Consider the following 13,519-nt stretch of genomic DNA (forward strand, 5'->3'; position numbering starts at 1 on the left):
TAACAGTTCCGGGTTAGTTTTTCTGCCCGCCATTGCCTTTAAAGTTCGTGATAGTCTTTCCGTCATAACGATGCACCGCAGATCCAGATCCAAACCAAATGCTTCCATCGTTAGCCTCCAATATACCCAAAAAATCCATTCTTCCTCCCGACTTAATTTCGGTTACCCTGGGCACTTGATTGTACAGGGATTTTACATCATAACGTGAAAGTGCCCAGACTTTCGGATTTATTTCACCTGTAGTCCAGATATTCCCCTTTTTATCTTCGACTATAGCATATGCCCCCCGTTGTGATACCTTAGTAGAGGTTTTGCCATTGTAACGCCAAAGGCCATCAGCGTCGCCGAACCAAATATTTTCCTTTTTATCTTCAATTATTGACCAAACGTTGTAAAAAGGTTTACCGTCCTTATTTTTGAAAACGGTAAATTTCTTTCCGTCATAATAGCAGGCCTCACCTCTTGTTCCAAACCATAATTTGCCATTTTTGTCTTCCATGATCGCATTAATATCATTATTGGGCAGTCCGTCTTTCGTTGTAAAATTCCGAAAGGACCTCCCATCATAACGACTTGCACCACCTTTGGTTCCAAACCAAATATTACCGGCTTTATCTTCATAAATATGAAGCGCTGAATTACTGCCAAGTCCATCCTTTGTTGTAAAATGCAGATAGGATTTACCATTGTAATAATAAACACCTGAATCCTTAGTGCCAAACCAAAGATTTCCTTTTCGATCTTCCAGAACATCCCAGAAGCTAGCGAATCTAGGCGAAATTATTTCACTTGTTAGATTGGTAAAAGATATTCCATCGTACCGAAAGACACCTAAGTAAGAAGCGATCAAAATATTTCCGTCCCGATCTTTCTTTACATTCCGAACCATACTCATAGGCACCTTGGAGGCAACTGCCTCTCTAAATTGAGACTCAGAGTAGTGTCCTTTACTAATATTATCTTGTCCTGTCTTTGTCTGGTTCTGTCCACAGGAGATGTTAAAAACCAAGAGCAATACATATACGTGTGCCTGTTTCATAATTTATTTATTTGACTTAATAGCGTAATAGCTGCGAAGTTCTTATCACCCTCCATGCAGTTGTCCTTTTCATTGTTCAGCAAACTCTAACATATTTTTATTGTTCACATCCATTTGATGTAGCAAATTTACTTTGGAATCTTTCAGTGGGGGAATTGGGAAGGTAAATAAAAATGTAAACTTTGTAAATATATCGTAACTGGTAGGTATCGCTGTAGTCCTTTCGCTTTCCGTTTAGAGCCTCCTCACCAGCGGCAACGATGTTCGGTTTCGGACAAAACCTGTCCGCAATTGAACATATTTAAAACACAACAACAAACACAACAACCTGAATACAAAATATTTAAATCAATGGCAAGAGGTTTGGATATCGACAACTTAAATTCGTGTAACTCAGTTTAACGACTCAGATCATTATGATAACTAATTATTTAAAAATAGCATTCCGTAGTCTTAGAAAGAACAAAGGTTTTACGACAATCAATATCGTTGGACTGGCCATTGGGATGGCTGGTGCATTGATGATTATGCTATGGTTGCAAAATATGCTGACGATGGATCGATATCATGAAAAAATTGATCGCTTGTATGTTATTAACAATAGAGATGAAAATAAGGGCGATAAATATGCCTGGCCAGCTACACCAAAAATCCTAGGACCATCATTGAAAGAAAGCTTTCCAGATATAGAATCTTATTCGAGATACAGCAATTTCCACTTATTTTTAACCACCTATGGCGACAAAAAATTAAAATCCCAATTAGCATTCGTTGATTCCGGATTATTTGATATGTTTAGTTTTTCTTTTATATCAGGCGATAAAACTGGATTGCTAAAAGATCCCAATTCCATCGTATTAACAGAGAAAAAAGCCAAAGATCTGTTTGGATCTGAAAACCCAATTGGAAAGATAGTCAAAATAGATTCTGTCAATCAAGTCAAAGTTCAGGCTGTGATTAAGGATATTCCAACAAACTCAAGCTTCGACTTTGAGGGGTTGATTTCCTGGGAATATGGTAAAAAAATTGGCTTTTACGACGATAACTGGGGAAATAATTCGATTAGAACGTTTATACTTCTAAAAAAAGGGACATCGCTCGGTAATTTTAACGAAAAAATTAAATCTTTCACCAGAGACCATATTAATGCTGATAGAACATTGACAAAGAACGTTTCTAAAAGTACTGTTGACCTATTCGCGTTCCCTTACAAAGATTCATATTTATACAACAATGGGAAGGGCGGTGTTTACAAATCTGGCCGTATAGATCTGGTTAAACTGTTTGGTTGGATCGGTGGATTTATTCTCTTGGTAGCTTGTATAAATTTCATGAATTTGAGCACTGCGAAATCCGAAAGGAGAGCAAAAGAAGTGGGCGTAAGAAAGGTAATTGGTGCTACCAAGAGGAGTCTTGTATTTCAATTTCTGACAGAGGGCATATTGATCAGCTTTTTCGCAGTCGTTGTCGCTATTATCTTAATTATTATAGCCCTTCCCCATTTTAATGCGTTGGTCTCTAAAAATCTTTCTATTTCATTTTTAACAGTATCGACTTGGTGCTATCTTTTGGTATTTTCATTACTAACTGGCGTTCTAGCCGCTGTATATCCCGCATTTTTCCTTTCCGCTTTCAAGCCTATCAGCACTTTAAAAGGTAGATTTAAAGGTAACAGTAAAGGATTTAACATCCGATCCATTTTAGTAGTCTTTCAATTTACATTGGCCATAATCCTGATTATTGCGACTGTTGTGATATCAAGACAAATTCAGCATACAAAGGATCGTGATCAAGGATATTTAGGGGATGGTTTATTATATACGGAAATAGAAGGGAATATAGCAAAGAATTATACAAGCATAAAAAATGATCTATTGGCAAGTCAAGCAGTTGTTTCGATATCAAAAAACATGTCCCCTATTACAGATTATTACGCTTCGGGCCAGGGAATTATTTCCAATGCATCAAATGAGGAGGATAAGCGCATCAATTACCTCTGGTTTAGTTCGGATGCTGATGCTGTTAAAAATTTAGGCTTCACGCTGGTTGCTGGTCGGGATATAGATATTTACAATTTTCCAACAGATAGTTCGGCGGTATTGATTGATGAGGCGGCAGTCAATAGCCTCAAGTTAAAAAATCCAATTGGAAGTACCATTGAGGGTGTAGACTCAAAATGGACCGTCGTAGGTGTTATCAAAAATTTTATCATGGACTCTCCGTTTGGTAAAAATCAGCCAACAATCATTTTAGGTCCCAAATCCTGGTTTGATGTGATTCATTATCGATTAAATCCAGCACGTTCCACCAGTGATAACTTAAAAACTATTGAAGGAATCTTTAAAAAATATAATCCTGAATACCCTTATTCTTACCATTTTATTGATAAGATGTTTCAAAGTAAATTCAAAGAAACACAGGCAGTTGGTACAATTGCAATGTTCTTTGCCGGGTTAACCATACTAATTGCTTGTCTAGGTCTCTTGGCCCTAATTGCCTATATAGCCGAGACAAAAATGAAAGAAATTGCCGTTCGGAAGGTATTGGGGGCGTCTGTTTCTCAAATCACTTCCCTCCTTTCTTTGGACTTTATTAAATTGATTATTATTTCTCTTCTCATTGCTTCACCAATTGCATGGTGGGTAATGAACAATTGGTTAAAAGATTATGAATACCGGATCAATATTGAATGGTATTATTTTGTGATTGCGGGTTTTACAGCTATACTTATTTCCTTTGCGACCATTAGCTACCAGTCCATAAAAGCAGCATTGGCTAATCCCGTTGATAGTTTAAGGGACGAATAGATTTGCTAAACTATGGAGTAATATATCCTTTTGATTATTACGAAATATTCGTAGATTTATAACTATATTTAGTTAGCGAAATCATGAAGCATATTCAACACTATATATGGAGCGTTATGTTCTTTTTGGCTTATTAGCGCACCGTAAAAGCCTTAAACGGTAGAGAAGTCCTCGAAAGGTCTTATCATGCAATTACGAAGAGATCAGGTAATGGCTAGAATTTCATCATAGCTTATGGACTATTGCCGATCATCGATTTCAATTTTTGCGCGCCTATTATAAACAGTTTAAGCACGGTTCCTTAAAACTTGCGAAAGGAAAACGCTATTCTAATGATTGTTTTTTCGCTTAATAGTATCAGAGATCAATCGTTCTTATTAAACAGATCTAAACCCTTAAAAAATGTAGGGAACTGCGTGTCCATGTGATCGAGATTGGAATAGATATCAAAAACCAGGTTTTCTCGACCTATATTTTTGTAAAGCGTATCAGCAATCGCCTCGAGCCTTAAGCCAGTTGGGTCATCTGTGTTTTCAATTCCCCCATAAGTGATATAAACTTTCTTGGAATGAGCAGACTTTTTTTGGTACTGCTTGGTCAGAGAGAGTAGGTAATAATCGTTATAATGAAGAGAGGGACTGGCAGCAATAAATTTATTGATCTTACTAACCGGAGCGCTCGCCCCTTTTAAAAACGAATATAATGTAAAATAGCCCCCAAGGGAATGTCCGTAGAGTACGACATTTGTACTATCTATTCGATAAGATTTGGAAATCCGTCCATAAAGTTCCTTCTCAATAAAACTCAAAAATTGATCCGCACCGCCGCTTGTACTCATTTCATATTCCGCTTTCGCTATTGGATAAGTGTAGTCGCGCTGCCGCAATGAATCCATTGCAGGAATATCTTTATAGCCGATCCCGACAAGTACGGCCTGGGGAGCTAGGCCTACATTTGCATAATCCCGGAGCGCTTGGGCAAATGTATCAAAGTACAGATTTGCATCTAAAAGGAATATGACAGGATAAATATTGCCCGAAGTACCGTATCCCTCAGGCAAGCTAACCTTGATATTGAAATCATCTTTGACATTAACAGAGGTCATCTTAAAGGAATCTATTAACGATCCTTTCTCGACGGAGTCAGCTTTTGGCGACTGACAACCCATCAATATCAAAAAAAACGAAATAATTAAGTAAGCGAAAGTACCTTTCATATTGTATTTATTTTTGCTTAGCCTAAAAATACCCGATCCGCTGTATATTATCGTATATTTAACATTACTTAACCAAATAATTATCAACAACTTAATAATCATCAAATCTTCAGCTGATTATTAAATAAAAACCTCAACACTGAAAGCATAAAGATTGGTTTTTTCATATTTCGGAAGCGTGTTTCCCCCACCGGATCTGTAAAATCATTGTGTATTTAAACTTACATTTCTTATCAAAGACATCAACGAGATATATTTATTAGGTATTAAGCAAAATAGAAGTATTTCCTTCGTACCGTGTATGAAATACTAAAGTGATACTTAGTCAATACTTGAGCGATACTTAATGTATACTGCAAGCCTGCTTTTCCTGTGCTTCATTACTGGTTAGAAAACCTTGATTTCATACGCCTTTATTAAAGGTTCTAAAATCGATCATTTTTGCTAGTCCGGAGATTTCAAAACACGGGTTTCACAAAGCTTCCTCGGCGCAAGCGCCAAGGAAGACTATTAAAAATAATATTTCACAATGAAGATCCTATCGAAGATTATTTCAGGAATTCCATTTCATATTTATCCAAGAAAAGCTTACCATCCAACAGCCAGGAATCCTGCGGTTTGATATCCATCCAATAAGCGATTTGTGGCACGATATCATATTGGTTCATTATAAAAAATTTGGCATTTTCCTGTTCAGATAGACAATTCCACTTCGCATTCAAATTCCAGATGTAATTACCATTAGGAAACTTGAAGTCTGTATCCAGCGATGTTGCTACCTTGTTCTTAAATGTTCGCTGTCCAATATCATCCATGGACCAAAATCCGGCAGTTTGACTCCAAAAAGAAGTACTTTCATCTACTGTCCCCAAACAGTTATACGACTGAATTTCCTCATCCGATAACGCTTTAGTGACAAAAACCAGATTATTGACCATACCGTTAAAGGTTCCAACCGAAGATACATTACCCGAGCCGACAAAGAAATTTGCTGTTGGCGCCTGAAAACTTCCTCTACCAGTGGTAATATCTCGTTCTTCGCCGGCAACACCATTTACGTAAAACTTCGCGTAGCGCTTACCGTCGTCCTTTTTATATAATTTCACAGCAAGAGTCTCCCATTTTCCGGCCTCCCCTGCTAGCGATCCAACCACTTGTAATTGATTATTAGAAGCATTTTTATCCGCCAAATAAAAACGATACTTACCTGTATTAGCTCCTTCAATCATAAAAGCCCATCCGTTACCACCCGTGTAAGCATGAGTGACTCTCCCCAATATTACAGCGTGATTACCACCTGTAGGTTTTACGTTATTTTTCACTTTACACATAATCGTATATTCTTTATCATCCTTGATGTCATAGATATCCGTATTCGCGGCAGTGATCGTTGGCATATTCGCATCTTTGGTTTTAATTTCCATTGAATTTACCAGTGCTGGTGCCTCCATTTTCTGTCCTACAAAATTAGGGTTATAGAGAATAATAGGGATCTTTCGTTCTTCCAGTGAAGCGCCACCATATCCTTGCCCTAGACCACCATGGTTAGCCGTTACTACAATTAGCCAATCTTCATTTTCAAACGCGGACCTTCCTTCAATTGCAGCTTTTATTTCACCAATATAGCCGTCTATTTTATCAATAGCAGCCTTATATGCAGCATTGCTTAATGAAAATCCACCGCTTTTCCCCGCTTCATTGACGCCTCTGAAATTGATAACCCCAAATGATGTATTGGTGAATGTAGATTTCAGTGTATCTATTGCAGTCTTCTTCACTTCCTCGTCATTTGCTTTCACAATTCTTGTCTCTGCATAATCCAGTGCATTATCATCCAATTCTTGCCAAGAAGTTGCCGAAAAGCTTCTCATACGTTTGCCCTGTTCGAGTATACGTTGAAAAAAAGTTATATAGCCTGTGGCCTGACCAGAGGAATTGTGGCCATGTGGGTCATCTTCATCGATATCTTCTTCGAATGAGTCTCCATATACGCCATGTTTCGCAGACGATTTTCCGGATAATAATGTTGCCCAGGTAGAAGCATCTCCGCTTGAGGCATCGGACAATCCAGCGTAGGTATATTTAGCGTGCTCCAATAATTTTTGGATATGTTGAGGCGTGTATTTTTCCAACGCTATTCCCGATAGACCGTCTACAGCTATAATCAATACTTTCCGGGTTTTCACCTTTGTATTCTCAGGCTCCTTTTCAAAGATTAGTGCCGGATCTACAAATTTTTTGCAGGACATCATTAGCATAATCAGCAAAACTCCCCATCCTACTTTATACCATATTGCGTTTCTTTTCATCTTTTCTTATTTAAAAAGTCCTAACTCATTTAAAGCTGCATTGCCACTGGCATCACCATTGACATCAGATTTATTGATTTTAAATCGGATGTATCTAAAGTTCTTCAATGTTCTAGTCTCCGCATCAAAATAAATCACTTGTTCCTTTCCTACCGCTGTGCTACCATACTCCAAATCAAAAACACCAACCGTTGAAAATGCATCGATACTATTCCCAACTTCAACCGTGATTTTTTTCGCGTGGTTTGTATTGCTATCGTGACGCTGTACCAACGTAAATCCTTTAGCATCTATCGCGTCTTTTGTATCAATCGTGATAACAAAAGTCCGGTCCGGAACTGCAGTGTTAGCGTAATTGGTTGGTGGTGTACAACCGCTGATACAAGGATGCCATGTATTTGTCAAATTATTATCAATCAGATTACTCGGTGGTCGATTTTGTGCCCCTCCGCGAGTATCCCAACTATTTGCATCTGCAGTCCAACCTTTCTTTTCTAGAAAAACTGGAGCAACAGTAGACGCATTCCCTCCGGTATGGGTTACCGGATTAAAATTCCATACATCGCGATCCAATAATGGAAAAGTCTTGTTCTGAGACACATATTGCTTAGAGACAGAACTGACATATAAGCCCCATTTATTAAGGTAAGGTTCCATGTCAGTTTTCGTAAATTCACTCAAAGCCTCATAGAAAAAATCAACCTTTGATTGATCATTGACGGAGGTAAAGCGTGCATCACGACCTCTCTTATAAATATAGGTCATAAAATCATAACCATACCTTTCCAGTATCTGTGCCCACATCATCAATCGGATATCACTTGATTTACTTTTATATTTATTGCCATCTACATCCATGCTTGCCCAATTTATACCACCTGTTTTCGACTTCGGCTCTGCTATATAGGGTACTGCAGCGCTCCAGACTTCAGCAATTTTGTAACTCTGATGACCAAATATGCGCGATACTTTAAAATGGAATAAATTATTGGTTACCTCACCATTACCGGCAAAGCTCCAGGTGGACCCCATTTGCATATTATGGCCCAATTCGTGATAAGTTCCCCAATTGGTATTTTTTACGCCCTCAATATCGGTTGCCTGCCTGAAATAAGATTCGTTATTACGTGCATATACTGGAAATCCCGAATATTGGGCTACGCCATCTTTGAACAGGACATCATGGACAATACGCCATTTATTGAAAGGTGCCCTATGTTTGGGGTCAGTACTTCCTTCAACCAAGCCGGTCCAATCCCAATAACCTTCCTTGATCGCTTTATCCCACGCTTCCATCAATTCATTTGGGTTGCTTACACCATATTTTTGCGCTTTAGCTGTTTCCATCGTAAACACAATACGGTTACCTTCCAATTCAAACCAAGGCACAGCAGATTTTTTGATCTCTTCTGCCCAAGCGATAGGATCTGTTACCCCAAGTTTGAAACTCGGTGCTTTAGCAACTCCGGAAAATGCAAGCTCAACCTGGCGACCTAATGGTGCAGAAGGAAGAATATAGATGAGCCCGCCATACAGATTTCTGAGGTAATTTTTCCCTGGGAACAACACCTGACGGGAATATACCACTAAGTCACGTTGTGGTACAGGAATTCCCTCTGAACCCGTTGTCGTATGAGCCCCAATTTGTGCATAAAGTCCGTAAATTCCCTCAGGCACATCAATCACAACGAGTTCCCCAGCCGGCGCATACATGGATGTACTCTGCCAATTCCCCGGCGCCACAGATATCCTCAAATCTGAACCTTTTACCTGTACATAATTGAGGTCTACTGTAACCTTATAATTTTGCAGCCGGGGTTCTTTATTATCCACCAATCCGGGAAAAATACGTGCTTGCGTATATTTGGATCGATCAATAAACTTCGGATCTCTGTTGACATTTAGTCCCAATGTATCATCGATATTGTTTATCTCGAAACCATTTTCAAAATCATAACCATAATTTTTCGTACAAGCTACTGTGGAGGAAAGCAATGCCAATACACCCACAAATTTTAAAATCCTTTTCATCGTAAGCTTAATTATTTGAATAGTTTGGCGTCCAAACTTTTGAGTCAAGATTAAATTTATCCGTTCCTAATATCCCCAGCCAGTTATAAATCAGAACCGGAGCATCGACCGAACGGATCGTAGACAATTCTAGATTTTGTGGTGCTGTGGGACATAAACTACCCGAGCGCTCCGAAAATGCATTCCAGCTTACTTCGCCAGTAATATTAAAATTTATTTTACTCTTTGATTTATCGACAAGTACATTTCCTGCACCTTCTATCGCTGGCCAATACCCAATCAAATCGTTCCAATAGATGTTATCATCGTAAACCGCTGTCTGGCAATAATTCGAAGCGATGTATTCATCGGGTAAAGCCTTATTATAGATCCGTACGTCAGTAATTGTATGGGAAGCTCCGCTACCATAAGTAGCACCAGAGCCCAACTTCAACGACTGTGATGAACTTCCTTGAACGCCATTAATACTACCCTCAGCTTTGAGTACACCATTTCTGAATACTTTTGCTTTTCTGGTTCCTTTATCGTTATAGATTTTTGCAGTTAAGGTATACCATTCGTTAAGATTGAAAACTTCATTGTCAATAACCTGTGTTCCCTTCACTTTCAATCGCCAACCGATCCCACCATTGTGAATAAAAGACCACCCATCGTCCGAGTTGCCAGTATTACCCATTTTGGAAAAAAACGTAGGATTTAATGAACCTCGATTATGAAACTTTATTTTCATCTGAATTGTGAATTCTTTATCTACGGTATTTCCCAAATTATAAATATCGGCTTTGTCAGCATCAATCACTGCACTTGTCGCGGTACCGGTATATCTGATCGCTGATCCATCATAGGTCGGGTCTGATAGATCCACGCGTTCAATAAATTTATATTGGAATTGATTGTTGTAAAAAAGGACAAAATTGTTTCGGAACGGAACTGAATATAACGAATGATCGTCTTGTATTGGATCCAATTCGTAAGTCCCGCCTCTATTTGAAGCAACAACAATTAACCATCTTTCGGAGTTATAGTTTAATCGTGACTCGATCGTGCCTACAATCTCCTTCAGTTGTTTATCCACTGTATTGAGCGCAGTGAGATAGGCTGCGCTTTTCGGTCCATACCCCTGTGTTTTCCCAACTTTATCCGCTCCGTTTAAAGTGACCAACGTAAAATTTGAATCGTCCCGTTTTAATTCTGTTTTCGCTTCTTGTACAACTTGTTCATCCGAAGCCAATACTTTTTTATTATCAATCGTCGAGTTTTGACTCAATTTGTCTACAATAGCATTTGAGGTAAATACCGCTGTACGGGTTCCCAGATCCTTTTTCAACCGATCGAAAATAAGTGGATACTTATCAAAGGCGGCTCCTGAAATGTCATCAGAGACAACTTTATGTTTATCTTTTTTTACACCAGTCAATAAATCCGCATAAAACGTAATATCCTGTGTAGCATCGGAAGCAATCGAATTCCAGCTAAATAGGCCTTTACTCGTCATTGATGCCAAAAATGGCATCTTATTATAATCCGTTGCTTCTGTGGCCACGACTGAGCCGACGGCTCCTTCTATCACGATATAGGCAACTTTATAGCTTTTTTCGCTATAATCGTCCTTAATATCATCTGTAGAAGCAAAATGTGCCTTATTCTCAATCTCTTTATTACAGGAAACTAACAGCAATAAGGGTAACACGGCATAAAATAGTTTATACACTTTGCTTCTCTTCGTATTATATTTTAAGATATTCATCATCGTTAATCTTGAATAGTTAGTCGAACAATATTTCCCAAATCAGACTTCCCATTAAATGAAAGGATAAGACCAACCAAAGTAATGGTGCGTTGTCCGATCGAGTTCACCCCGATATAAGAATCAGTTACACTGCCCAAAAATCGCCCCGTATTGTTATAGCCTTTGGCTAGGCTACCATCGGAATTTAAAATCATTAAACCTTCTCGAATCACATTATCATATCGTTTGAAAGTTCCCGACACCAACAATAATCCATTATCCAATACCGCTAAGTAGTCTGGAATCCCCCCCGTAAAACTCTTTGCTTTAAAGCTTGGGTCGACCGATCCATCCGCATTGATTAATACAATATTATTTGTCTGCTGCCCTTTATAATTCAAAAAACTTCCAATCAGATAGAACTTGTTCCCGACCGGTACAATTTTATAAATGGTATTATCGGCTCCAACACCAGCATTAAATTCTGTATCCAATTCGCCTGATGTCTTTAAACGGAGAATTCTACTTGCACTGATTTTATTGTTGTATTGCGTAAAGGAGCCCACCATCGTCAATGTGCCTTTGTCATCCATTGTTGCATCGAATACACCTCCGTTAACCCCATAAGATCCACGTTTTGGAAATGAGCTATTGTCAACCAAAAAAGTAGAATCCAATGATCCATCTAAATTGACACGTGCAATGCTGGCAGACTGAAAGTAATCACTTAGGATCTGGTTGTAGGTTGAGCGTGCATAATAATTACTGGTATAGCGTTTAAAGCCCCCTACCACTGTTATTTTATTATCCCTGTAAAACGCTTTAACGATTCCACCATCCAAAACACCTCCATTAAAAACAGGTACGTTCAATGTACCTTTCGTCGGGTCATCTGTAAGGTTTAATATCTCTACAGACTCTTTATTCAATGATCCCGACACATTTAATATGCTCATGCTACGAACAGTTTTATCCGTATCGTATTGCGAAAAATTACCCGCAACAAATAAGCGTCCATCTGGAAGTTCGACGATATTATTTATCGTCCCCCCTTTGGCTCCTTCACCGAACGCCATTCCCGACACAAATTCACCTGTAGCCGTTATCCGTGCAATTCCATTGATTTCACTCAAAGCCTTACTCCCATTATAATCATCAAAATTTCCTCCCAGAAAAAACTGGCCGTTATTCAATCGCTTAATGGTATGCAGTATCCCTGATGCTCCGGTACCCGCATTAAAAATCGGATCTATTGCTACCTTACCAATAATTGGTGTCAATGGTCCGGCGAAGGTCTGCCCATTGATAACCAATCTTGCACTACCGGTACTTACCGTCTCTGGCAGACGCACCGTTATCGTAGAATCTGTGGCAGCAATGATCTCTGAAGGATTATTATTGACAAAAAATGTCATCGCTGTTTTATCGATACCTGATAGCCCCACAAGTTTGTATGTTACCTCTTCTCCCGGACGCGCCTGACTTGGAGAAGGCGCTGCATCCGCAAATTTCAAATCAAATGCATGTTCACTGGTTCCATAGGGATCCGTTCCATAATCAATACTTTTTGTACATGAAATTGCGAAACCGCCTAAACATAAGGAGGCTAAAAGCATATGTATTGTATTCTTTTTCATACCTATTTCTCCTTATATTTTATGCCATATTCTATCGCAAGGTCAGAAAACCGAGCATAGTTATTAAATGAAAATCCAAATTGATGATCGATGTAACGAAGTACATGAAGTCTGCCATTTGTAGGCTCTATATTAGATGTAGCAACATAACCATTTTTCCAAAAACTCTTTGGTCTACTCATATCTGGAATATAAGAGAACAATAGCTGTCGTGGTCCCTGGTATTTGATTGTCACACCATCATTTTTAAGATCATGGAATACAGTACCGATATTCACTATGAGATCATCATCCAAGGTTTGATAAAGTCTACCAGAGAAGGCATTTAACGCCATCGTATCTACCTGAGGGAAGTCTACAATTCCAAGATTCCCCTTGATCATATAACCTTGCAGCATCTTTTTCCATACACGCGGATCAATCTCGTTCAACGCCGTCACCGTATCTTGTCCCGCCTCAAATAACGTTTTATTCAAGATGCGAATAGCGCGGCCGATACTTGGATCTGTTGGCGCAAAAAAGGTAATTTGTTCATTTGCTATGGTATTCTCCAAGCCGGCAAGGTTGATGACCGTCAGCAAAGTATCAAACAGACTACGTTCATCTTTCCCTTTAGATTGAAGATATTGTAGCATATTGCCATCATACTTGGCTTGATGGATACCCGAATCATCGTAGTAATTTTTTGAACAGCTAAATCCGGACAGGATTAATGCAAGTAAAAAAGGTAAAAAATAAGCTTTTTTCATCT

Annotated in this window: 8 protein-coding genes; 1 reads left to right on the forward strand and 7 read right to left on the reverse strand. The window is 38.8% G+C overall.

Features of this window, described 5'->3' with window-relative positions; all coding sequences use genetic code 11:
* Window positions 1–13 precede the first annotated feature (13 nt).
* Window positions 14–1,039 (reverse strand): ligand-binding sensor domain-containing protein, encoded by a 1,026-nt coding sequence (locus ABFX33_RS18760; RefSeq protein ID WP_346087441.1) that lies wholly within the window; start codon window positions 1,037–1,039, stop codon window positions 14–16.
* A gap of 416 nt (window positions 1,040–1,455) precedes the next feature.
* On the opposite strand from ABFX33_RS18760, the gene ABFX33_RS18765 reads away from it, so the two are divergent.
* Complete coding sequence (locus ABFX33_RS18765; RefSeq protein WP_346087443.1) at window positions 1,456–3,846, forward strand: ABC transporter permease; 2,391 nt, start codon at window positions 1,456–1,458, stop codon at window positions 3,844–3,846.
* Window positions 3,847–4,210: 364 nt separating this feature from the next.
* Here ABFX33_RS18765 and ABFX33_RS18770 read toward each other — a convergent pair whose 3' ends face one another.
* From ABFX33_RS18770 to ABFX33_RS18795, 6 genes are all read right to left on the reverse strand, one after another.
* Window positions 4,211–5,062 (reverse strand): alpha/beta hydrolase, encoded by an 852-nt coding sequence (locus tag ABFX33_RS18770; RefSeq protein ID WP_346087444.1) that lies wholly within the window; start codon window positions 5,060–5,062, stop codon window positions 4,211–4,213.
* A 548-nt stretch (window positions 5,063–5,610) separates the two neighbouring features.
* Window positions 5,611–7,371, reverse strand: a complete 1,761-nt coding sequence (locus ABFX33_RS18775; RefSeq protein ID WP_346087445.1) for a LamG-like jellyroll fold domain-containing protein — start codon at window positions 7,369–7,371, stop codon at window positions 5,611–5,613.
* A gap of 6 nt (window positions 7,372–7,377) precedes the next feature.
* The gene (locus ABFX33_RS18780) at window positions 7,378–9,402 is read right to left on the reverse strand and encodes a M60 family metallopeptidase (protein WP_346087447.1); all 2,025 of its coding nucleotides are present in this window, start codon (window positions 9,400–9,402) and stop codon (window positions 7,378–7,380) included.
* A 7-nt stretch (window positions 9,403–9,409) separates the two neighbouring features.
* Window positions 9,410–11,152, reverse strand: a complete 1,743-nt coding sequence (locus ABFX33_RS18785; RefSeq protein WP_346087448.1) for a LamG-like jellyroll fold domain-containing protein — start codon at window positions 11,150–11,152, stop codon at window positions 9,410–9,412.
* A gap of 2 nt (window positions 11,153–11,154) precedes the next feature.
* Window positions 11,155–12,768: a DUF5008 domain-containing protein gene (locus ABFX33_RS18790; protein WP_346087450.1), complete on the reverse strand. Its 1,614-nt coding sequence runs from the start codon at window positions 12,766–12,768 to the stop codon at window positions 11,155–11,157.
* A gap of 2 nt (window positions 12,769–12,770) precedes the next feature.
* Window positions 12,771–13,517, reverse strand: coding sequence for a fasciclin domain-containing protein (locus tag ABFX33_RS18795; protein ID WP_257091611.1), 747 nt, complete (start codon window positions 13,515–13,517; stop codon window positions 12,771–12,773).
* Between the last annotated feature and the right edge of the window lie 2 nt (window positions 13,518–13,519).

The organism is Sphingobacterium ginsenosidimutans (assembly GCF_039536865.1).
Taxonomy (GTDB): Bacteria; Bacteroidota; Bacteroidia; order Sphingobacteriales; family Sphingobacteriaceae; genus Sphingobacterium; species Sphingobacterium detergens.